The organism is Adlercreutzia sp. ZJ473 (assembly GCF_013185065.1).
Classification (GTDB): domain Bacteria; phylum Actinomycetota; class Coriobacteriia; order Coriobacteriales; family Eggerthellaceae; genus CAAEEV01.
Genome location: NZ_JAAVTO010000034.1, coordinates 1 through 20,938, shown reverse-complemented (window position 1 = coordinate 20,938; position 20,938 = coordinate 1). Strand labels below are relative to the sequence as shown.

General features: G+C 67.0%; 21 protein-coding genes. 17 read left to right on the top strand and 4 right to left on the bottom strand.

All coding sequences use genetic code 11. From position 1 onward, the window contains the following. Positions 1–28: 28 nt before the first annotated feature. The 5 genes from HRL41_RS07680 (at position 29) to HRL41_RS07660 (ending at position 4,451) form a co-directional block, all read left to right on the top strand. Entirely contained in the window at positions 29–1,951 is a 1,923-nt protein-coding gene (locus tag HRL41_RS07680) for an energy-coupling factor transporter ATPase (protein WP_172136263.1), read from the top strand. Then, complete coding sequence (locus HRL41_RS07675) at positions 1,951–2,763, top strand: energy-coupling factor transporter transmembrane protein EcfT (protein ID WP_172136262.1); 813 nt, start codon at positions 1,951–1,953, stop codon at positions 2,761–2,763. Before HRL41_RS07680 ends, HRL41_RS07675 begins: the two co-directional genes overlap by 1 nt. Positions 2,764–2,811: 48 nt before the next feature. Then, positions 2,812–3,231 (top strand): pyridoxamine 5'-phosphate oxidase family protein, encoded by a 420-nt coding sequence (locus tag HRL41_RS07670; protein WP_172136261.1) that lies wholly within the window; start codon positions 2,812–2,814, stop codon positions 3,229–3,231. Between the two features lie 167 nt (positions 3,232–3,398). After that, positions 3,399–3,962: a GTP cyclohydrolase I FolE gene (folE, locus tag HRL41_RS07665; protein WP_165171303.1), complete on the top strand. Its 564-nt coding sequence runs from the start codon at positions 3,399–3,401 to the stop codon at positions 3,960–3,962. Between the two features lie 213 nt (positions 3,963–4,175). Then, the gene (locus HRL41_RS07660; protein WP_172136260.1) at positions 4,176–4,451 is read left to right on the top strand and encodes an ACT domain-containing protein; all 276 of its coding nucleotides are present in this window, start codon (positions 4,176–4,178) and stop codon (positions 4,449–4,451) included. 244 nt (positions 4,452–4,695) lie between these two features. On the opposite strand, the gene HRL41_RS07655 is transcribed toward HRL41_RS07660, so the two are convergent. Further along, a complete protein-coding gene (locus HRL41_RS07655; protein WP_172136259.1) occupies positions 4,696–5,115 on the bottom strand; it encodes a hypothetical protein in 420 nt (139 codons plus the stop codon). Position 5,116: 1 nt separating this feature from the next. Then, the gene (locus HRL41_RS07650; RefSeq protein WP_172136258.1) at positions 5,117–7,576 is read right to left on the bottom strand and encodes a molybdopterin-dependent oxidoreductase; all 2,460 of its coding nucleotides are present in this window, start codon (positions 7,574–7,576) and stop codon (positions 5,117–5,119) included. A gap of 228 nt (positions 7,577–7,804) precedes the next feature. Between HRL41_RS07650 and HRL41_RS07645 the strand changes: the two genes are divergently transcribed. Together HRL41_RS07645 and HRL41_RS12450 are read left to right on the top strand one after the other, a co-directional pair. After that, a complete protein-coding gene (locus HRL41_RS07645) occupies positions 7,805–8,236 on the top strand; it encodes a TetR/AcrR family transcriptional regulator (RefSeq protein ID WP_172136257.1) in 432 nt (143 codons plus the stop codon). A gap of 14 nt (positions 8,237–8,250) precedes the next feature. Continuing rightward, positions 8,251–8,445, top strand: a complete 195-nt coding sequence (locus HRL41_RS12450) for a TetR-like C-terminal domain-containing protein (protein ID WP_172136256.1) — start codon at positions 8,251–8,253, stop codon at positions 8,443–8,445. Between the two features lie 67 nt (positions 8,446–8,512). On the opposite strand, the gene HRL41_RS07635 is transcribed toward HRL41_RS12450, so the two are convergent. Next, entirely contained in the window at positions 8,513–9,103 is a 591-nt protein-coding gene (locus tag HRL41_RS07635; RefSeq protein WP_172136255.1) for a TetR/AcrR family transcriptional regulator, read from the bottom strand. A gap of 261 nt (positions 9,104–9,364) precedes the next feature. Here HRL41_RS07635 and HRL41_RS07630 point away from each other — a divergent pair, with 261 nt between their 5' ends. The 7 genes from HRL41_RS07630 (at position 9,365) to nrdD (ending at position 16,234) form a co-directional block, all read left to right on the top strand. Then, on the top strand, positions 9,365–11,902 hold the full coding sequence (locus HRL41_RS07630; protein WP_253904779.1) for a molybdopterin-dependent oxidoreductase: 2,538 nt from the start codon (positions 9,365–9,367) through the stop codon (positions 11,900–11,902). After that, positions 11,902–12,546 carry a 4Fe-4S dicluster domain-containing protein gene (locus HRL41_RS07625; RefSeq protein WP_172136253.1) on the top strand — a complete coding sequence of 215 codons (645 nt, stop codon included), beginning with the start codon at positions 11,902–11,904 and terminating at the stop codon, positions 12,544–12,546. The genes HRL41_RS07630 and HRL41_RS07625 overlap by 1 nt, the downstream gene beginning before the upstream one ends. A 15-nt stretch (positions 12,547–12,561) precedes the next feature. Then, a complete protein-coding gene (nrfD, locus tag HRL41_RS07620; RefSeq protein ID WP_172136252.1) occupies positions 12,562–13,755 on the top strand; it encodes an NrfD/PsrC family molybdoenzyme membrane anchor subunit in 1,194 nt (397 codons plus the stop codon). A 296-nt stretch (positions 13,756–14,051) separates the two neighbouring features. Continuing rightward, complete coding sequence (locus HRL41_RS07615) at positions 14,052–14,465, top strand: hypothetical protein (RefSeq protein ID WP_253904778.1); 414 nt, start codon at positions 14,052–14,054, stop codon at positions 14,463–14,465. Further along, positions 14,465–14,911 (top strand): DUF4405 domain-containing protein, encoded by a 447-nt coding sequence (locus HRL41_RS07610; protein WP_172136251.1) that lies wholly within the window; start codon positions 14,465–14,467, stop codon positions 14,909–14,911. Before HRL41_RS07615 ends, HRL41_RS07610 begins: the two co-directional genes overlap by 1 nt. Beyond that, the gene (locus tag HRL41_RS07605) at positions 14,901–15,593 is read left to right on the top strand and encodes a molecular chaperone (RefSeq protein ID WP_172136250.1); all 693 of its coding nucleotides are present in this window, start codon (positions 14,901–14,903) and stop codon (positions 15,591–15,593) included. Before HRL41_RS07610 ends, HRL41_RS07605 begins: the two co-directional genes overlap by 11 nt. 305 nt (positions 15,594–15,898) lie before the next feature. Beyond that, complete coding sequence (gene nrdD, locus HRL41_RS07600) at positions 15,899–16,234, top strand: anaerobic ribonucleoside-triphosphate reductase (RefSeq protein WP_165171288.1); 336 nt, start codon at positions 15,899–15,901, stop codon at positions 16,232–16,234. A 282-nt stretch (positions 16,235–16,516) separates the two neighbouring features. On the opposite strand, the gene mscL is transcribed toward nrdD, so the two are convergent. Continuing rightward, positions 16,517–16,981 (bottom strand): large conductance mechanosensitive channel protein MscL, encoded by a 465-nt coding sequence (mscL, locus tag HRL41_RS07595; protein WP_172136249.1) that lies wholly within the window; start codon positions 16,979–16,981, stop codon positions 16,517–16,519. 154 nt (positions 16,982–17,135) lie between these two features. Between mscL and HRL41_RS07590 the strand changes: the two genes are divergently transcribed. From HRL41_RS07590 to HRL41_RS07580, 3 genes are all read left to right on the top strand, one after another. Beyond that, positions 17,136–18,509, top strand: coding sequence for an isochorismate synthase MenF (locus HRL41_RS07590; RefSeq protein WP_253904777.1), 1,374 nt, complete (start codon positions 17,136–17,138; stop codon positions 18,507–18,509). Positions 18,510–18,521: 12 nt separating this feature from the next. After that, a complete protein-coding gene (gene menD, locus HRL41_RS07585; protein WP_172136248.1) occupies positions 18,522–20,603 on the top strand; it encodes a 2-succinyl-5-enolpyruvyl-6-hydroxy-3-cyclohexene-1-carboxylate synthase in 2,082 nt (693 codons plus the stop codon). A gap of 15 nt (positions 20,604–20,618) precedes the next feature. Continuing rightward, positions 20,619–20,938 (top strand): alpha/beta fold hydrolase (locus HRL41_RS07580; RefSeq protein ID WP_172136247.1); only part of this gene is annotated, 320 nt, incomplete at its 3' end.

Here is a 20,938-nt window from a genome sequence, read left to right as displayed (position 1 = left end):
AGGGCGAAGGAAGGCGGAGAGGAGCCCCATGATCAGCTTCGAAGGCGTGCGCTTCACCTATGACGACGCCGCGTCGGTGCTCGACGGCGTGGACTTGGACGTGGCCGCAGGCGAGTTCGTATGCGTGCTCGGCGGCAACGGCAGCGGCAAGAGCACGCTGGCGAAGCACGTGAACGCGCTGCTCGTGCCCGATGCGGGCTGCGTGCGCGTCGACGGCATGGACACGCGCGAGCCCGAGAGCCTCTACGCCGTGCGCGCGACGGCGGGCATGGTGTTCCAGAACCCCGACGACCAGATCGTGGCCAGCCTCATCGAGAACGACGTGGCGTTCGGCCCGGAGAACCTGGGGCTTCCCTCTGACGAGCTGCGTCGGCGCGTCACGCATGCGCTGGCCGAGGTGGGGCTTGCGGGCTTCGAGAAGAAGGAGACCGCGGCGCTCTCGGGCGGGCAGAAGCAGCGCGTGGCCATCGCGGGCGTGCTCGCCATGGAGCCGAAGGTGCTCCTGCTCGACGAGGCGTCGGCCATGCTCGACCCGCGCGGGCGCGCGGGCCTTCTGCGCGTGTGCGCCGAGCTGCACGCGGCGGGCATGACGGTGGTGATGATCACGCACTTCATGGAGGAGGCGGTGCGCGCCGACCGCGTGGTGGTGCTCGAGGGCGGGCGCATCAAGCTCGAGGGCACGCCGCGGGAGGTGTTCGCGCACGTGGACGAGCTGCGCGCGCTGAACCTGGAGGTGCCCTTCGCTGCCGACTTCTCCGCGCGCCTGCGCACGGCTGGCGTGGAGGTGCCCCTCGAGATCGACGAGGGGCGGCTGGCGGACGAGGTGGCCGCGCGGTGGCGCGCGGCCGGCGGAGCGGGTGCGCGGGGCACGGCGGCCGCGGTCACGGCGGGCGCGCGGGATATGGCCGATGCTTGCGGCATGGCTGGCAAGTCGCGGGATGCGGAAGGCACGGCCGAAACGCCGCAGGTCGCGGCAGACGAGTCGCAGGTCGCAGCGGACCCCGCAGCCCCTCAGCCTGCGGGCGTCCCCCTCATCGCCTTCGAGCACGTCTCCTACGCGTATGACGCCGCTGTGGCGAAGCGGGGCCGCGCCTCCAAGCGCGCCCGCAAAGAGCCTGCTCAAACACCTGACTGGGGCAACAGCCCCGATGCGGTGTGGGCGCTGCGCGACGTGTCGCTCAGCGTGCGCGAGGGCGAGTTCCTCGGCATCGCGGGGCACACGGGCTCGGGCAAGTCGACGCTCATCCAGCACATGAACGGGCTTCTGCATCCCACGGCGGGGCGCGTGCTGGCGGGCGGCGCCGATCTGGCTGACAAGCGCGTGGCGCGCGAGGTGCGCGGCAGCGTGGGGCTGGTGTTCCAGTACCCCGAGCGGCAGCTCTTCGCCGCCACGGTGTATGACGACGTGTCGTTCGGCCCGCGCAACCTGGGCCTTCCTGAGGACGAGGTGGGCCGGCGCGTGCGCGCGTCGCTCGAGCAGGTCGGCCTCGACCCCGACGTGCTCAGCGCGAAGAGCCCGTTCGAGCTCTCGGGCGGCCAGCAGCGCCGCGTGGCGTTCGCGGGCGTCCTGGCCATGCGCCCCCGCACGCTCGTCTTGGACGAGCCGGCCGCCGGCCTCGACCCCGCCGCGCGCCGCGACTTCCTCGGCCTGATCGCGCGCTTGCATGCGCAGGGCATGACGGTGGTCATGGCGTCGCACAGCATGGACGACCTGGCGCGGCTGTGCTCGCGCGTGGCGGTGCTGAAGGAGGGCGAGCTGTTCGCCGTCGGCACGCCGCAGGAGGTGTTCATGCGCGCAGACGAGCTGCGCTCGATCGGCCTGGGCGTTCCGGCGGCGCAGCGCATGGCGAACGCGCTGCGTGCGAAGGGCCTGCCGCTTGCGTCGGGCGTCTTGTACGACGAGCGCTCGCTCGCGTGTGACCTGGCTGCGCTTTTGGGACGGAGTGCCTGATGGGACGCGTCTTCTCGTTCGGCAGCTACTTTCCCGGCACGAGCGTGGTCCATCGATGCGACCCGCGCGCCAAGCTCGTGCTGGCATGCGCCTTCATCGTAATCGTGCTCCTGTGCGCCGACTTCCCGGCGGTGGGCGCGTGCGCCGCCTTCGTGCTCGTCCTCTACGGGGTGGCGCGGCTTCCCGTGGGCAAGACGGCCGCCTCGCTTGCGCCGCTCTCCCTCATCGTGGTGCTCGCGGCGCTGCTCAACCTGTTCGTGACGCAGGGCGGCGCCGTCTACGTGAGCCTCGGGTTCATCCAGATCAGCGAGGCGGGCGTGCGCGCATGTCTCTTCGTGGCGTCGCGTCTGGTCACCATGCTCCTGGCCATGAGCCTCGTGACCATGACCACCACCACGCTTGACATCACCGAGGCGTTCGAGCGCCTGCTCGGGCCGCTTGCGCGCGTCGGCGTGCCGGCGCACGAGCTTGCGATGATCCTCGGGATCGCGCTGCGCTTCCTGCCGCAGTTCGCCCAGGAGCTCGTCACCGTCTACCAGGCGCAGGTCAGCCGCGGTGCGCGCTTCTCGGTAAACCCGCTGGCAGGCGGGATGCGCGCGCTCACCGCGCTCGTGGTCCCGTTGTTCGCCAGCGCGTTCCGCCATGCCGAGACGCTGGCGGGCGCCATGGAGGCGCGCTGCTACCACGGGGGAGAGGGGCGCACGCGCCTTTCCCCGCTCGAGCTTCACGCGCGCGACGCCGTGGCCGCGGCGAGCGTGGCAGTCCTCGCCGCGTGCGTGCTGGCAATCAACCTCGCGTCCCGCCTTCCCTGACGGGCGGGCGGGATCGTCTGGCTTCCCAACCTGGAAAGGAGTCCTCCCATGACGGCATCCGAAGGCATGCGCACCGTTCTCACGTACCTGACCAGCATCCCCGCGTGGTACCTGGCCACCAGCGTGGACGGCCAGCCGCACGTGCGCCCGTTCAGCTTCGCCGCCGAGCAGGACGGCAAGATCTGGTTCTGCACGGCCACCACCAAAGACGTCTGGGAGGAGCTTGCGGCGAACCCAAGGTTCGAGGCCACGGCCTGGTGGCCGGGGCACGGCTGGCTCATCCTGCGCGGCGAGGCGGGGCTTGAGGACCGCGCGGACGCGGCGATGCGCCAGGCGGGCTTCGACCATCTCACCATGCTCGGCGAGCGCTACGCCGGCCCGGATGACCCCACGCTCGTGTTCTTCTCGGTTGAGAATCCTTCGGCGTGGATCTGCACGCACGAGGAGTGGACGCCAATCGAGCTGTAGCGGTTGCGTGCGCTTGCGGTGATGGTGCGTGCCGCTGCAGCGATGATGTGCCACGCGGCCGTAGCGTTAGCTGTAGCGGTTGCGTGCGAGGGGAGCGAAGCGGCGCGGGCGCGGGGCTGCTCCGTGCTATGATGTTCCGCATCCGTTTTGTGAGGAGTTTACCGACTGTGGACCATGCGAAGATAGAAGAAGGCGTGCGCCTCATCCTCGAGGGCGTCGGCGAGGACCCGGCGCGCGAGGGGCTGGTCGACACCCCGGCGCGCGTGGCGCGCATGTACGAGGAGGTGTTCGCGGGCCTGACCGAGGACCCGACGCGGCACTTCGAGACGACGTTCGACGAGCACCACGAGGAGATGGTGCTGGTGAGCGACATCCCGTTCTACTCGATGTGCGAGCATCACCTGGTGCCGTTCTTCGGGAAGGCGCACGTGGCGTACATCCCCGCGGCCGACGGCCGCGTCTGCGGGCTGTCGAAGCTGGCGCGCCTGGTGGAGGCGTTCGCGAAGCGCCCGCAGGTGCAGGAGCGGCTCACCAAGCAGGTGGCCGACACGCTCATGGAGCAGCTGCATCCGCAGGGCGTCATCGTGGTGATCGAGGCCGAGCACATGTGCATGAGCATGCGCGGCGTGAAGAAGCCGGGCAGCAAGACCACCACGAGCGCCGTGCGCGGCATCTTCGAGAAGAGCGACGCCACGCGCGCCGAGGCGCTGTCGCTCATCCTGCGCAAGTAGCTCGCCTCAGCTGGCGGTCGCGCCCTGCGGCGGCTAGGACTTGGCGGCCGTGCTTGGGGGCTTGGCTTGCGCCCTGCGGCTGTCGTCGCAGCCTTGCGATTTCCGCTCGCTCTGCGCGGCGGGCGTTTGCGAGTGTTTCACGTGAAACACTCGTTCGCGATGGATTACTATGAGTTGCAGCCGGTTTTCGGGATGCGAGGGAAGGATCAACCAATGAAGTGCGTCATTTCCGTTCTGGGCAAGGACCGCAGCGGCATCGTCGCGGCAGTCGCCACCACGCTGGCCGAGTGCAGCGCCAACATCGACGACATCTCGCAGACCATCCTGGGCGAGGGCGAGATCTTCTCGATGACCATGCTCGTGACGCTGGCCCCCGAGACCTGCGACTTCAACACCGTGCAGGAGAAGCTCGCCGCCGTCGGCGAAGAGCTCGGCGTGCAGGTGATCATCCAGCGCGAGGACGTCTTCCAGTTCATGTACAAGATCTAGCGCAGGGTGCGGACTGAGCAGCTTCGCGTAGTGCGTGACGGTCATCGGGGATGCGCGTCGCTTGCTGGCCTGGTCTTTCCTCTTGAGTGCGGGGACGCAGGGGAGGGGGTCGCTCGTTATGCTGTCCATCGCGCCGCTTGCCGGGCGTCTGCGAGTGTTTCACGTGAAACACTCGTTCGCGATGGGTTGCTATGATAAAAAGACGCCCTGCCTTGCCGAGGGCGGCTGGGCAGGGCGCGCAGAGCTAGATGCTGTTCTCGGCGTAGAGGACGCCCTTTCGGGTCTCCTCCCACTCCGGGATTTCGTAGACGCGGAAGCCCTTGTCGAGCAGCTCCTGCTTGCGCAGGGAGACCTCGCTTGTCGGGTCGCTCGCATCGCCGTAGGTCAGCGCTCCGGCTGGGCAGTTGTAAACGCAGTAGGAGTAGGGGATGAAGCCCGTGCTGTCGTCTCCTGCGCACTTGGCGCATTTCTGCTTCCAGACGGGCATCCATTTCATGTACAGGTTCGGCCATTTGCCGCCGGGCTGGTCGATCTCGCCGCCGCCTATGGTGCGGACGTATTGCCAGAACTCGTCAACGTCCAGATGATGGGCGCCTTTGCAGGCCATCGAGCAGGTCCAGCAGCCAGTGCAGCGGTTCATGTTCACGAGGATTGTGTTCGCCATCTTAGGCCTCCTCTCCCTCGGTCTTGATTTTCCGTACGTCGCAGAGCTGATCCCACAGGCCCTCGGGCGTGTAAGGACCCGCCACATGAGTCATGACCTGGGGAGTGCCGAGCACCTCGATATTGGTGTAGGCGTACAGGGGATAGTATGCTCTCATGACCGAAGTCTCGCGCTCAGGGGTGTTCTCCGCATGCATCAGGTCCTGCGGGCAGCAAGTGTTCGGGTAGTGCTTCTCGTCGAAGCTGTACCACGTGTGCGCCATGCCGACGGGGATGTCGTCCCTCAGCTGAAGCGGCACGCGCATCGTCCCACGTGAGTTCACGACGTCGACCAGCTCTCCGTCCACCATCCCGCGCTTTGCCGCCTCGATGGGATTGAGGGCGACGCCGAACTGTCGCTCAGCCAGGAGGTGGTTCTCCGCAATATTGGTGAACTGACCCTGCATGAAGTACTTGTGACGCCCGACGTAGAACTGCAGCGGGTACTCGGCGCGCTTCTCCTCGTCGAGTATGTCGATGGGCTCAAGGTCGCCGAACGGGTGGCCGACGCCGTTCAGGAGCTCGCTGTAAAACTCGAAGCGTCCCGTCGTGGTGGTGTGCATGTCCATCGACAGCCCGTCCTCGGGGATTGTGGGAGGAATGTCCACGCGCATGACCTTCTTCTCCTTCAGAGCGTCAAACGTGATGGGCTCCGAGCCGATGGGGTTCTGCTCGGCATCGAACACGATCGCGTTCTTGCCTTTCATGCCCTCGTCGATGCGGACGCGCTGCCATTCCTCGGCGCTTAGCTCAAACTCGCTTCCGATGCCGATGCGCTTTGCGATCTCGCTGAAAATCCATGCCGTGCTCTTCGCCTCGCCGAGCGGCTCGATGGCGGGCTCGCAGTACATGACGCAGTTGTCGGTGTCGCACACGGTTTCGTATCGCTCGAACGTCGTGGTCTCCGGCAGCACGTAGTCGGCGTAGCGTGCCGTGTCGGTCATGCGGATCTCCCACGACACGAACAAGTCGAGGTTCGGCAGGATGCGCCTGCGCCACAGATCCTTGTTCGGCCAGTTCAGAAGCGGGTTTCCCATGCAGTTGAGCCACACCTTGTACTGTTGCTTCTCGGGATCCTCGAAGCTCTCGAGCATGGACTCGATGGTGACGCGCTCGCTCATCCCCCGGAACTCCCGCGGGAACCTGATCACGTTCTGGTCCATGCCGTACATCGTGGTCTGCTCGCCCTGGCCGGCCAGCATGATGGTGCCGCCCTTTCTCCCCACGTTGCCCGCGAGGAGCGCGAGCGTGAGGATCGCTCGGTTCGACTGGACGGCGTTCGGGTAGCGCAGCCCGTAGTACAGGTAGATGATGGCGGGCGAGTTGGCGATGTACTCGCGGGCGACCTGGGCGCATGTCTCGGCGGGGACTCCGGTGACGGCCTCCTGCCTCTCGGGCGTCCAGGCTTGGCAGAACTCGCGCAGGAGCAGCATCGAGCTCTTGTACGTGATGCCGTTGACCTCGACTTCGGCGAGCAGGTCGGGCTCGAGGTCTCCGTAGCCGGCGAAGGGCTGCCCCATGGGATGCGGGACGATCCCGATGTTGCCATCCTTGTCGGCGGCGACGAAGTCATTCGGGGACCCCTCCTCGAACAGCTCCGCGGCGCGAGCGTAAGCCCCCGTCGAGGTGTTCACCAGGTAGGCGGCGGAGGTCTTCTCCAGCAGGAAGTCGGCGTCATAGAGGTTCTCCTCGATGACGACGTTCGTCATGCCGAGCGCGAGCGCGCCGTCGGTGCCGGACTTGATGGGAACCCATTGGTCGGCCCGGGCCGACGTCACGTCGAAGAGGTTCGATATGTGAACCAGCTTGACTCCTCGCTCCTGGGCGTCGAGGAGGAAGTGCGTCGAAGCCGCGGGGCGCGTGAATCCGAGCGGATTGCCTCCCCAGATGATGATCTCCTTGCCGACATCGTCGGGAAGGCGGCGCGAGTTGACGGTGAACAGGCCGTTTACCGCCGCTGTTCCAAACGTGAGGCCGTAGTCGACTGCCTGGTACTCCACTATCGACGCATCGTAGGAAAACGCGAATCGATAGATGAGGTCGTTGTGGGTGCTCTTCCAGTCGCCAGGGTAACCGCACCAGAATTGGTTGAGGACGATGGAGCGAGGTCCGTGCTTCTCGGCGGATTCCGTGATCTTCGCCGTTATCTCCTCGAGCGCTTGGTCCCAGCTGATTCGCTCGAACTTGCCCTCGCCGCGTTCCCCGACGCGCTTCAGCGGATAGAGAATGCGGTCTTCCGCGTATGGAATCTTCGCCGACAGGATGCCCTTCATGCAGATGTCGTTGCCCGGGCGCTTGCCGGGGAAGAGACATTTCTGCACACGATCGATCTTGCCGTCCTTGACATGGGTTTCCACGAGGCAGTGCTCGTGGCACCCCCAACCTTGGCAGAGGTTGTAGGTCACTCTGTCATTGCTCGTCATGGCGTTGCTCCCCCTTCTTCTTCACGCGATATGATTTACGCTTCAAGCAAAAGGCGGCTTGGGTTGAAAACCGCCTCTCGGTTCGCGATAATACTTATCGCTCGTCAGCGAACACAACGTCGTTCAGCCAGTTGTTCGTTTATGGGCATTTATCGCTTGAAGCGTTCGAAAATGCTGCATGCCGAGCGATTCGCGAGGCGATGCGCGGGCGGTCAGGAGGGGTACGAAGTGGCTGCGCTTCCCGGATTTGACGAACTCCCGTCGTGCGAGCCTGGGGAGCGGGACGAGGCGCGCAAGCCGGCCTCTGCCGAAGACCGCAGGGTGAGGAAGACGCGGCTCGCCCTCAAAAACGCCTTGGTCAGGCTGCTGCGGGAAAGGCCGCTGCAAGATGTGACGACAAGCGAGCTGTGCCGAGAGGCGGACATCAACAGAAACACGTTTTACGCGCATTATCGAACCCCGGCGGACGTGTTCGACGACATCCAAGAGGAGTACTTCGATACGATACGCGCGTATGTTCGCAAGGTGGAGGTCTCGTCGCTTTACGAGGCAACTTGCGCCATCCTGCGCGCGACGAAGGATAATCGCGCGTTTGCGGTTATCGCGTCGCAGAGCGTGGACGCCCCCCCCATAGCGTCATCGTCAAATCATGGAGCCTAGCCCGCGAATCCTGGTTGGAGGAATGGGCTCATTCGGGCATCCAGGCGTCTGAAAGCGAGAAGGAGCGGGCGTTCACGTTTGCCGCGAGCGGATACTGCGCGGTTCTCGCTCGATGGATACGGTCGGGCATGCGCGAAGACGTCGAGGTCGTTGCCAAGTCGATCACCGACATGTCGAAAGGCGCATTCCAGGCGGCTTTCGAAGAATAGCCGCCCGCTGCTCGCGCCGCCGCGCTCATCCCTCGTCGGGAGGTCGGCTGCCACGGGACGGCGCCGCTCAGCCCGCTTGGGCGCTGCCGGCTGGCCGCCCGTTGCAGAGCGTCACGAAATCGGCGACGGCTCGCGCAACCGCCTCGGGCGGCTCCTTCAACCCCCTGTCGCACCAATCGTTCATGATGCCCGCGCAGCCTTCGGCTACGGCGAGCATCCGAAAGCGCTGGGCGCTTTGCTCGGGCGTGGGGTTTTCGGGGAAGTCGTGAAGCTCGGGAGGATCGTCCATCAGCTCGAGCAGCTTCCTGCGGAACAGAGCGCGCGCACGGTGGTCGCTCGCAATAAGAAGGTAGAAGTCCTTGTTCTTCAGGCTGACCTGGCAAGTGTACAGCATGTGCTCGTACACGGAGACGGTATCCTTGTGCGAAGAGGAGGTAAGCTCGCTGATAAGCTCGGCCTGAATGCTTTCGAGCAGGTCTTCTGGCGTGTCGTAGTGGGCGTAGAAGGTGCTGCGGCTGACGTCTGCCTCGCGGCACAGCTCGGCCACGGATATAGATCCGATGGGCTTTTCTTCGAGCAGGTCGATCAAAGCCCTTCGGAGGAGGGTCTTGGTCACTTCAGCCCGATGGTCTTTCCTACCGGGGGCCTTCGCGTTCATCCTCTTCCTTCCTCTGCTTGACGCGGGAACCGCCTTCGCGCTCGAAGTCGCTTGCCAGCTCGTTCAAAAACAGCTGCCGCTGTCCGTTGCCGAACAGCGACGAGGGCTTCTGTCCATATCCGGACACTCAGCGCAAAACATGTCGTAGCGATAAATTCACGCAGTATTTTACCCTACATCTGTCCAGTACAAAGAGGGTAGAGAGGGGAATATATGTCGAAGACACCAACGACGTCAGCTGGACTTACCCGAAGAAGCTTCTTGAAGACCACGACGGTCGCGCTGGGGGCCGTGGCTGCGGGCAGCATGCTCGCCGGCCGCGCGGCCCAGCCCGAGGCTGCGGTTGTCGAGGGCGCTTCTTACGCTCCCGGGCAGATCCTGTCCGAGGGAGAGCAGATATTCCGCGGCGTCTGCAGGCCGAACTGCTTCGGCTACTGCCACATCAACGTGCACGTGAAGGACGGCAAGGTGATCAAGACCTCGCGCGCCGACTATGCGGATCCCGCGTACAGCCGCATCTGCCAGCGCGGCCTGTCCCATGTGCAGCGCATGTACGACAACGAGCGCCTGAAGTACCCCCTGCGCCGCGTCGAGGGTACCGAGCGCGGCGCCGGCCAGTGGGAGCGCATCACATGGGACGAAGCCATCGCGCAGATCGTCTCCAAGATGCAGGAGTACCAGGGTGCGTACGGGCCGGGGTCGGTCGCCATCGCGCTGGGCACGTCGCTGGCCTCTTCGATGACGGGCTCTTACACGCGCCTGCTCCAGGCCCTGAGCATGACCATGATCCTTCCCTCGTACGACCAGGCGTCGTGCTGGGCCATGACGCGCGTGGCGGGCACTCATGACGACTGGCACGCTAACGAGCGCACCGACCTCGTGAACGCCAAGACCATCGTCGCCTGGGGGGCGAACGTCACCGACGCGCAGGTGCAGCAGTGGCACTTCGTCAAGGAGGCCATGCAGGGCGGCACCAAGCTCGTCGTCATCGACCCCACGTTCACCTACCTTGCGTCGAAGGCTGACAAATGGGTGCCCATCAGGCCCGGCTCCGACACCGCCCTGCTCCTCGGCGCAATCAACGAGATCTTCGCCCGCGACGAGATCAACGTGCCCTACGTGCAGCAGCACACCGTCGCCCCGTTCCTGGTTCGCTCGGACACGGGGCGCTTCCTCCGCTACTCTGAGGTGAGCGCCGAGGCCGCTGCGGCGAAGGCCGCGCAGGAGGCCGCTGCGCAGAAGGCCGCCATGGCCGCCATGGAGCAGCTTATGCCCCAGGGCGAGCTGGTGGCCGGCATGGCGTATCAGTCGGTGCTCGAGTCCATGGCCTATGACGACCAGCCGGTCGTCATGCAGGGAGGCGTGCCCGTCGAGGCCAGCAAGGCGACGAGCCCCGATCTGTACGCGACCTTCGACGCCTCGGGCGTGTCGTGCACGACGGCCCTCTCGCTGCTGAAAGAGTCGGTCGCCTCGTTCACCCCCGCCAAGGTGGCGGAGCTCACGGACATCCCCGAAGACACCTTCGCCGAGCTGGTGGACGTGTTTCTCGACCAGCCGGTCACGCATTACGTCGGCTACGGCCCTCAGGCCTACGCCAACGGCCTGCAGACCACGCATGCGGGCATGACGATGTGCGGGCTCATCGGCAACCTGGGGTACCCGGGCGCCTCCTACGGCTCGTATTGGCTCACGTCAACCGCCACCAACGTGATGTACAACGTCGGCGCAGGCATCGGCACCTCCCCCATGATCATCGACCTCGAGCTTCCCGAGGTCCTGCGCACGGGCAAGTTCAGCGGCAAGGACTGCCCCATCAAGATGCTCTACGTGTTCGCGGGCAACCCCCTGAACTGCTCGCCCGACACGAACAGGTGGCTGAACGACATTCTGCCCAACCTGGAGTTCGTCGTCACAGCTGATCCCATGATGACCGACACGGCCCGCTACTCGGACCTCGTGCTGCCCGTGTGCCAGTGGTTCGAAGTCGAGCAGATCACGGGCATGGGCGAGACGGCCTGCTTCAACTACAACGAGAAGGCCGTCGACCCGCTGTACGAGTCGAAGTCGGACGCGGAGATCGTGCACCTCATCGCGCAGGGGTTCGGCATGGGCGACCTCTTCCCGAAGACGTCGGGCGAGGCTCTGCAGCAGATCCACTCCGGCGAGGCAGCCGAGGCCATCGGCGCGACGTACGAGCAGATCAAGGCGAACAAGGAAGTGCGCTTCACGTCCACGAGCCCCTACATCGCGTTCGAGGGAGGCGTGTTCCCCACGGCGAGCGGGCGCTTGGAGTTCTACGCGGAGGATCCGCAGCCGCGCGGCGCAACGCACCTCGCCCCGACAGCCGAGGACATCGCGCTCGAGCATCTGCCGCATTGGTTCCCCCCGATACACGCCTGGCCTGAGAGCGAAAGCTGCCAGAAGTATCCGCTCGTGTGCATGAGCGAGCGCCCGAGGTATCGCGTGCACTCCCAGTGGCACAGCGTCCCGGCGCTCAGAGAGCTCGATCCCGAGCCCACGGTGAAGATGAATCCAGCCGACGCGCAGGAGCGCGGCATCGAGAGCGGCATGTACGTCGAGTGCTTCAACGACTTGGGCCATGCCGTGGCGAAGGCGGTGCTCTCCGATGCGATTCGTCCCGGCACGGTCGTGTATCCCAAGGGCTGGCACAGGACCCAGTTCAAGGCAGGCAGCTGGTCTGAGCTCATCCCAGGAGACTTCGACAAGTTCGCGGTGAACTCGAGCTTCATGGACACGGTCTGTGATGTTTGCCCGTGGAACGAGGGGAGTGATAGATAATGGCCCAGAAACTCGGAATAGTCATCGACATGAAGAACTGCATAGGCTGCTCGTCCTGTGCGATGGCCTGCAAGATCGAGAACAATCTGCCTGACAACATGTGGTGGAACCGCATCCTCACCGACGGGGGATCCGAGGAGGGAACGCCTTCCGGCGCGTATCCCAAGGCGGGGGAGGCATCTACGCTCGCCATGGACATCTTCCCCGTCGCCTGCCAGCATTGTGAGAACCCGGCCTGCACTCGCGTGTGCCCGGTCGGCGCCACCTACAAGGATCCCGTGACGGGCGTCGTTCGCCAGGACTACGACAAGTGCGTCGGCTGCCGCATGTGCATGAGCGCCTGCCCCTACACCGGCGTGCGCTCCTTCAACTGGGAGGAGCCGAAGTTCGCGGTCGAGTTTCCCGTGGGCGATCCCGACGTGCCCGCGCACCAGAAGCACACCGTGGAGAAGTGCACCATGTGCTGGCACCGCCTCGCCAAGGGGCTGCAGCCCGCATGCGTCGAGGTGTGCCCCTCGCGCGTCAGGTACTTCGGAGACTTGAACGATCCGAGCTCCGAGGTCTCCCAGCTCCTCGCTTCTCGCGAGCACATGCAGCTTCTGCCCGAGAAGGGCACGCGTCCGTCCGTCTACTATCTCGTCTAAGGAAGGGAGAAGGAAATGACTAACGCTACTGCTCCCGCCAAGGGCGGCAAGGGACTGAACATCGCCATCATCGTCGCGGCTGTGCTCACGGTCGCCGGCATCGCCCTGTGGGTCGTGCAGCTGAGCGGCGGCATGATCCAGACCGGCATGAGGAACCTGGACTCCTGGGGCCTCTACATCACCATGTTCATGTTCTTCGTCGGCCTCTCGGCCGGCGGCCTGATCATCAGCTCCATCCCGCGCGCGTTCGGCATGGAGGGCTTCGGCGGCATCTCCAAGGTGGCCGTGTGGACCTCCATATGCGCCACGGTGTGCGCCATCGCCTTCGTCGTGGTGGACATGGGCCAGCCGCTGCGCGTCTGGGAGCTCTTCGTGTACTCGAACCTCTCGAGTCCTCTCATGTGGGATATCATCGTGCTTTCGACCTACCTGATCCTGTCGTGCGTGTACCTCTGGGCGACGCTTCGCGCCGAGGCCGGCAAGGTCTCCCAGACGGCCCTGCGCGTGATCTCCGTCATCGCGCTGGTGTGCGCCGTCCTGGTTCACACCGTGACCGCATGGATCTTCGGCCTTCAGCAGTCCCACGAGTTCTGGCACACCGCGCTTCTGGGCCCGTGGTTCGTGAGCTCCGCGCTCGTCTGCGGCACCGCGCTCGTCATCGTGGTTGTCATCGCGCTTCGCAAGGTGGGCTACCTTGAGCTCGACCAGCGCTATCTCGTCAAGCTCGCCAAGATGCTCGGCGCCTTCTGCATGGTCGACCTGTACTTCTTCGGCTGCGACCTGCTGACCGCCGGCTTCCCGGGTGCTGAGGGCGCGAAGGTCGTCGAGATGCTCGTCTCCGGCCCGCTCGCCCCGTTCTTCTGGGCTGAGGTCGTCGGTACCGCGCTTGCGGCCGCCATCTGCTTCGTGCCGAAGGCGAGGACCAGCGGCGCGCTCGTCGTAGCCAGCGCTCTCGCCATCGTCGCCATCTTCTGCAAGCGCGTCCAGCTCCTGGTCGGCGGCTTCCAGATCGCCAACCTTGACCTGGTCGGCGTCGTCAACCCCCATACCGTGACCAACGCGACCGGCACGCTCGCCCAAGCTTACCAAGGCATGGTCTACTGGCCCACGATGCTTGAGCTGGGCGTCGTCGTCGGCGTGTTCGCGCTGGGCGCCCTGCTGCTCCTCCTCGGCCTCAAGAAGCTTCCGCTCAAGCCGGCCGGGAAATAGCTCCTCGGAGCACGAGCGCCTCGGCCTTCTGGCTCGGTCGCACGCTTCTGGGCGAGCGCGCTGGCCGCGCGTTCGCCCAGTCTCGCCAGAGCGCGGTATTCCGGCATCCTCCGCGCCCCGGCGGGCTTGTGGTGCAAAGGATGCGGGCGCCGCCTGGGCTTTTGCCAGGCGGCGCCTGATCGAAAGCCCGCTTCGCCGCGTCCTCGTCACCTTTCCCCTTCTTGGCGGACCGGGCTTTCGGACAGGCGCTTGGACGGGATGTTTCGAGCAAGGCGAGAGGCAAGGAGGTGATCCCGTTGCCGAAGAAGATCGCAGCGACGTTCGCGGTCTTCCTGATCGTGGGCGCATGCGCGCTCGGCGCGGGCTTCGCGCTTGAGCCTGACAGCGCCGTGAGGCCTCTTTCGGCCGACTCGCCCTGTCCGGTCGTGGCCTGCGCGTCGGGTGAGTGCCACGGCTTCGACGACGTGCCTGAGCCCGATGGGGTCCACGAGATGACCTGTCCTGAGACCGGCTGCTCCGCTGTGGAGTGCCATGCTTGGGACACCCTGCAAGGTCGCTACAGACAGGCCTCCGATGCGTCCATGAACCTCTGGATCCTCGCGCCGATGGCTCTGGTGACGGGCTTGGTCGTGCTCGTCGGCGCGCTCTCCCGCTCGCAGGAGGGCGAGGCCGCTCAGCCTGACGAGGCCTCGAAGGGAGGCTGCGAGTGATGGACGTCAGAAGGCTCTTGACGGTCGATGCCGTCGTGCTGGTCGCCTACGTGATCGTTGCCAACCCCGCTGTCACCGGCATCGCCTTGCACGAGTGGCTGGGCTTTGGCGCCCTCGCCGCCATCATCGTCCACGTTGCGATGCACTTCGACTACCTGGTTGAGACTGCTCGCAGCTCGGCCTGTCGCCGAGGCGTGCGTCTCGCCAAGCTTGCCTTGGACGCCACGCTCGTCATCGTGCTCATGCTGTGCTGCGCCTCGGGCCTCATGGTCTCGGGCGCGGTTCTGCCAGCCTTCGGGCTCTACGCCGAGGGCTACTACTTCTGGGATCCGCTGCACGCCGTATCGGCCAAGCTCTTGCTCGCGCTTCTGCTCGTGCACGTGGCGGCCAACGGGAGGGTCGTGGTCGCCGGCCTGAAGAGGAAGGACTCCGATTATGACGAATGACGAAACCTGGGCTCTGAAGGCCGTCGCCTGCGAGCTTTTGGCGCTCAGCTTCCGCTACCCGACTGCCGAGCTCGCCGAGGCCGTAGCATCTGGGGAGTGGGCTGACGCGGCGAAGGAGGTCGCCGCAGCCCTCGACCTTGAGCTGCCCGAGTCGTTTGCCGCCGATGCCCGCGCGAACGCAGGGGCGGACCCCGACGCCCTGCTCCATGTCCTGCGCGCCGAGGCCACGCGCCTGTGCGTGGGTGCGCCCGAGCCTGTCTGCAGCCCCTACGAGGGCGTGTGGCGCTCAGCTGATGACGCCGTGCAGCCGCTCCTGTTCGTGAACCCGCACTCCATGGCCGTTGAGCGCTTCTGCAAGAGCTGTGGCCTGGGTCGACCCGAGGGCACGAACGAGCCGCTCGACCATGTTGCCACGGAGCTGGAGCTTCTGCAGCATCTCGCCATGCTTGAGGCTGGCATGGCCACGGCCGTAGAAGGCAGCCCGGCGCCCGAGAGCCTGCCTGGCGGCTCCGCAGCCGCGGCCTATGGAAGATTCCTGGTCGAGCACGTCCTCGTCTGGATGCCGAGCTTCGCCGCCGCTGTCGCCAGGGAGGCTCGCCTGCCGTACTTCCGCGCTGCCGCCGCTCTGCTCGCGGCATTTCTCATGCGGAGCGACGGGGACGAAGCCTGCTGCTCCGCATGAGATCTCCCTCCGTGCACGGCAGCGTCAGTTGCCGTTCACCGGGCGGTTTCTTAAATGATATAAAATTAGTAGCATTTAAGGGGCGCGATGTGGTAAGGTGCCTTCTGTGATTACTCGCGCGGATGATTCGGCTCGGCCAGCCTTCTTCAGCTGCTCGGGTTGTTGGGCGGCCGGGTGGCCTGCCTTGACGGCTCGGGCTGCCATGCGGCCCGTCTGGCAGAAGGCTTGGCTTGCAGAAGGCTTGGCTTGCCGAAGGCCCGCGTCCCATATCAGGATCAAACCAGGACCGTCAGGAGGAGCCCATCATGACCGCAACGTGCACCACGGACAAGATCACGCTTGACGGCGTTGCCGTCGAGGTCAGCTACGCCAGCGACGATGACGCCCGCGTCAGCGAGGACGAGATCCGCGCCTACCTCAAGCGCGGCTACGAGAAGTTCCCGCACGGCAAGCTGGAGTCCCTCACGCTCGACGTCGAGGGCGAGGACGTGGGCATCCACTACGGCTTGGCGCCTGCGCAGTTCGACCGCATCCGCCGCATCACGGGCTACCTGGTGGGGACGCTCGACCGCTTCAACGACGGCAAGCGCGCCGAGGAGCGCGACCGCGTGAAGCACGCCGTGCCCGCCTGCTGCCGCTAGGGGCGCGGTGCTCACTCTGTGTATCCTGAGCGGAGCGCCCGCAGGGCGCGGAGTCGAAGGATCTGGCTGCGAGTGGAATGCGCATGCGGGCGCGCCGCGCCTGGGGTCAGATCCTTCGACTCGCTTCGCTCGCTCAGGATGACACGGGGGAGGATAGCCTCGCTCGGGATGACACGGGGGGGGACAGCCTCGCTCGGGACGATATGAGCGCATGAGAAAAGGGAAGGGGGCGCAACCCAGGCTGCGCCCCCTCCTTGTGCTTGCTATCTTCGCGTGCGTCCTTTACGCCTCGGCCGGCTTTGTGGTGACCTCGGCGGGCTTGGCGAACTCGCCGGCGCAGTGCGGGCAGCGGGTGGCGCCCTCCTTCACCTCTTCGAGGCAGAACGGGCAGGCGGGCGGCACCTCGACGACCTCCTCGCCGTTCTTGTTGCGGTGCAGCACCTTCTCGCCGGCGGTCTGGATCTTGTTCAGGGCCTTCACCAAAAGGAAGACTACGAACGCCACGATCAGGAAGTTGATGCAGGCGCTGATGAACGCGCCGAAGTCGATCTCGGTGCCGGGGATCACGAGGCCCGAGATGGCGTCAGCGCCGCCGCCTGCGATGACGTTGATGAGCGGGTTGATGATGTTGGTGGTCAGCGACGTGACGATGGCCGTGAACGCGCCGCCGATGATGACGCCGACCGCCAAGTCCATTACGTTGCCGCGGTTGATGAATTCCTTGAATTCGTTCAGGAATCCCTTCATGTGTATTCCTCCTTCAGGTACATGCCGTGCGGGGCCAAAGGCCCTGTGATACGACGAAACAGTATAGCGGGCGTGGTAGAATTTCCCAAAGAATTCAGCCCGGCAGCGCGGCATTTTCCGCGGTCGGGCGCGATTGCGCGGGACGAGAGGTGCCATGACCAAGATATTCTCCCTGACCAAGCCCATTGACGCCGACATCGTGGACGCGTTCTGCGTGCTGCAGAAGGGCTTCACCGACCAGTTCGTCTACTACGACAAGCAGCGCAAGACGCGCTACATGGGGCTCGGTCGCTGCATCGCCCTGCCCTCCTTGGAGGACGTGGACTATGAGCACGGAAGCGGGCGCGCGCGCGGGGCGGCCGACGCGGGCGCTGGCGAAGGCGCCGTCGACCCTGCGGGCGTCGCATCCCCCGCCGCGGCCTCCGTCGATCCTGCAGGTGGCAGCGCTCCCGCCGCCGCGGCCTCCGTCGACCAGCCGGCCGTGTTCTTCTCCTTCAACCGCTTCGACGCCGAGAACCCCGCGCCTGCCGACGAGCTGTTCTGCGCGTTCCCGCGGCTGCGCTTCATGCTGCCCGAGGTGGTGCTCATCGAGAACGAGCGCGGGCGCCTGCTGCAGGTGAACTCGCTGAGCCCGGTGTACGCCGGGCGCGTGGAGCGGTTCACGCGCCTCTGCGCCAACGCGCCGCGTCGCGTGCGCACGCGCATCCCGTACACGCTCGAGCCCGACTCGCGCGAGGCGTGGCGCGCCGCCATGGGCGAGGCGCTCGCCGCCATCGACGAGGGGCGCGTGAGCAAGGTGGTGCTCTCGCGGCGCCTCAAGCTCGCGGCGGCGCATCCGTTCTCGTCGAAGGACCTGCTGGTGAACCTCATCGACGGCAGCGCGCGCGGCACGGTGGTCATGTACCGCTACGCCGACGTGTTCTTCTGCGGCTGCACGCCCGAGCTTCTGGTGCGCAAGCGCGGAAGCGAGGTCGAGTCGGCTTGCGTGGCGGGCACGTGCCCGGCGGGCGCTGACGAGCAGGAGCGCGCGCAGCTGGCGGCCGAGCTCATGGCCGACGCGAAGAACCGCGCCGAGCACGACTACGTGGTGCGCTTCATCCGCAACGTGCTCTCGCGCGTGTGCTATGACGTGGACGTTCCCGCCACGCCCCAGATCATGTCGCTCGCGCACGTGCAGCACCTCTACACCCCCGCGCGGGCGCGCGTGCTCGACGGCGTTGACCTGTGGTCGCTCATGAAGGACCTCCATCCCACGCCGGCCACGAGCGGCACGCCGGTCGGCGAGGCGAAGATGCTCATCCGGCGCATCGAGGCGTACAACCGCGGGCTCTACGTGGGCACGGCGGGCTTCGTGGACGGCTCGGGCGACGGGGAGTTCTCGGTGGCGCTGCGCACGGGCGTGTTCGACGGCGAGTGCGGCTGGGTGTACGCGGGCTGCGGCATCGTGAGCGGCAGCGACGCCGACGCCGAGTACGACGAGATCGACCTCAAGCTGCGCACCGTCCTGAGCGCGTTCGGCGAAGAGTAGCGGAGGGGCGGCATGGCGAACCAGGAGATCACGCATGCGCAGGTGACGGCGCTGTGGGTGGCGGCGTTCTTCGACGAGCTCGCGCGCTGGGGCGTGCGCGACGTGGTGGTGAGCCCGGGGTCGCGCTCGACGGCGCTGGCCATGGCGGCGTTCGAGCTGAGCCGCCGCGCGCCGGAGCGGCTGCGCCTCTACGTCGACGTCGACGAGCGGGGGGCGGCCTTCTTCGCGCTGGGGTTGGCGAAGGCGAGCGGCCGGCCGGCGGTCGTGGTGTGCACGTCGGGGACGGCGCTGGCGAACTACTACCCGGCGGTGATGGAGGCGGAGACCTCGCGGGTGCCGCTGGTGGTGCTCTCGGGCGACCGCCCGCCGCAGCTGCAGGGCCTCGGCGCGCCGCAGACCACCGACCAGCTGAAGGCGTACGGCGACCGCGTCCGGGCGTTCCGGGCGATGCCGCTGCCGAGTGCGCGCGAGCGTGACCTGGCGTTCGTGCGGCAGGCGGCGCGCGAGGCATGTCTGGCGGCGCTCGGCGGCGCGGCGGCAGGCGCGGGTGCGAGCTCGATAGGGGCTGCGGGGGCGGGCGCGAGCGCGGCAGCGGCCGAGGTGGACGCGCGTGTGGCAGCGGCCGAGGTGGGCGCGGATGCGGCCGACCCGCAGGTGGCCTCGCGCGGGTGCGCGCGCATGGCGGGGCCCGTGCACGTGAACCTCCCCTTCGACGAGCCGCTCAAGCCCGACTTCCCGGGGGCTGACGCCGTGGCGGGTGGTGACGCGTTCGCCGTGGCGCGGCGCGGAGCGGACGTCGCGGGCGCGCGGGCGGAGGCGCTGTCGGATGCGCGAGGGGAGGCTCAGGGGGGCGCGCGGGCGGAGGCGCTGGCGCTGCCAGGCGTGCTGTCGCCGCTGGTCGCGGGGCGCACGGTGCTCGACGCGGAGGCGCTCGGGCGGATCGGGGGCCTGCTGCGCGGCCGCCGCGCGCTCGTGCTCGCGGGCGAGGGCACGTGCTCGACGCTCTCCGAGGCGCGCGAGGTCGTCGCGTGGGCGCACGCGCTGGGGCTGCCGCTTCTGGCCGACCCGCTCTCGGGCCTGCGCAGCGTCGACGCGCCCGAGGTCGTCGACAACTACGACAACATCTGCCGCCAGGCCGACTGCCTCGCACCTGACGTGGTCATACGCTTCGGACGCTACCCCGTCTCCAAGCACGCGACCATCATGGCGGGCAAGGCGGCGCTCTCGGTGGTGGTCGACGTGGCGCAGACGCGCGACTTCCGCTTCGCCACCGACCTGCTCGTGAGCTCCTCGCCGCTCGACTTCGCGCGCAACGCGTGGAAGCAGGAGCCTGACGCAGGCCAGCGGGCGTTCTGCGCGGAGTGGGTCGCGCGCAACGACGCGGAGCGCGACCGCATCGCCAGCGTGGGCGCGTCGGGGCTCGCCATGGCTCTCGGGTCCGCTGCGGCCTCTGGGCAGCCCGCCCCCGCCGAGGGTGCGCCGGAGTTCGCCCTCGCCGCCCCCGACCTCGACCAGTTCGAGGGCGCCTACGTGCGCGCGCTGCTCGAGCTGGCGCCTGCGGGCTCGTGCGTGTTCTCGGCGAACTCGATGGCCGTGCGCGCCGTGGACACCTTCTACACGAAGGGCGCCAAGCCCCTGTGCGTGCTGTGCAACCGCGGCCAGAACGGCATCGACGGCACCACCTCCACGGCGCTCGGCGCGGCGCAGCACTTCGCGCAGACCACGTTCGTCACGGGCGACTTCACCCTGCTGCACGACTTGAGCGCGCTCGCCCTGCAGCGCGAGCTTCTGGTGCACCACGCCCCGGCGCGCTCGGTGGTGGTCGTGCTTCTGAACAACAACGGCGGCGCCATCTTCGACATGCTGCCCCAGGCGTCCGACGAGGCGTACTTCGAGCGGCTGTTCCTCGTGCCGCAGGACGTGCGGTTCGAGGACGCGGCGCGCGCCTTCGGCATCCCGTACCGCCGCGCACGCACGGTGGGGGAGTTCGCGGAGGCTTACCGCGGGCTTCTGGGCACGCCGGGCATCAGCCTCGTCGAGGTGCGCACCCCGCTGCGGGGCGTGCGCGAGCGCTACGGGAAGTACCAGGGGTAGGGAAGGCGAGGCCGCATGACGACGTTCGTTCTGCTGCACGGCTTCGCGCAGGGCACGCGCACGTGGGACGAGGCCACGCGTCTCCTGCGCGCGCGAGGGCATGAGGCGCGCGTCTTCGACCTGGGGGAATGTGCGCGCGAGGGGCTTGATCTGGCGGGCGTCTGCGAGCGGGTCGCCCGTGCGTGCGAGGCCGCCGTCCGCCCCGCGCCGGCGTCCCCCGCGCACGCCGCCCCCGCCCCCGCGTCCGGAGCCCCCGCCGGCCCTGACGCCGTCCCCGCCGCCGCCCTTCCCGTCCTCGTGGGCTACTCCATGGGCGGCCGCGTCGCGCTCGAGGC

Coding starts and splice junctions, on each gene's coding strand:
- menD (WP_172136248.1), top strand. CDS start 18,522: ATGGCGAACCAGGAGATCACGCATGCGCAGGTGACGGCGCTGTGGGTG.
- HRL41_RS07670 (WP_172136261.1), top strand. CDS start 2,812: ATGACGGCATCCGAAGGCATGCGCACCGTTCTCACGTACCTGACCAGC.
- HRL41_RS07650 (WP_172136258.1), bottom strand. CDS start 7,576: ATGACGAGCAATGACAGAGTGACCTACAACCTCTGCCAAGGTTGGGGG.
- HRL41_RS07680 (WP_172136263.1), top strand. CDS start 29: ATGATCAGCTTCGAAGGCGTGCGCTTCACCTATGACGACGCCGCGTCG.
- HRL41_RS07590 (WP_253904777.1), top strand. CDS start 17,136: ATGACCAAGATATTCTCCCTGACCAAGCCCATTGACGCCGACATCGTG.
- HRL41_RS07655 (WP_172136259.1), bottom strand. CDS start 5,115: ATGGCGAACACAATCCTCGTGAACATGAACCGCTGCACTGGCTGCTGG.
- mscL (WP_172136249.1), bottom strand. CDS start 16,981: ATGAAGGGATTCCTGAACGAATTCAAGGAATTCATCAACCGCGGCAAC.
- HRL41_RS07635 (WP_172136255.1), bottom strand. CDS start 9,103: ATGAACGCGAAGGCCCCCGGTAGGAAAGACCATCGGGCTGAAGTGACC.
- nrdD (WP_165171288.1), top strand. CDS start 15,899: ATGACCGCAACGTGCACCACGGACAAGATCACGCTTGACGGCGTTGCC.
- HRL41_RS07605 (WP_172136250.1), top strand. CDS start 14,901: ATGACGAATGACGAAACCTGGGCTCTGAAGGCCGTCGCCTGCGAGCTT.
- HRL41_RS07610 (WP_172136251.1), top strand. CDS start 14,465: ATGGACGTCAGAAGGCTCTTGACGGTCGATGCCGTCGTGCTGGTCGCC.
- HRL41_RS07660 (WP_172136260.1), top strand. CDS start 4,176: ATGAAGTGCGTCATTTCCGTTCTGGGCAAGGACCGCAGCGGCATCGTC.
- nrfD (WP_172136252.1), top strand. CDS start 12,562: ATGACTAACGCTACTGCTCCCGCCAAGGGCGGCAAGGGACTGAACATC.
- HRL41_RS07675 (WP_172136262.1), top strand. CDS start 1,951: ATGGGACGCGTCTTCTCGTTCGGCAGCTACTTTCCCGGCACGAGCGTG.
- HRL41_RS07625 (WP_172136253.1), top strand. CDS start 11,902: ATGGCCCAGAAACTCGGAATAGTCATCGACATGAAGAACTGCATAGGC.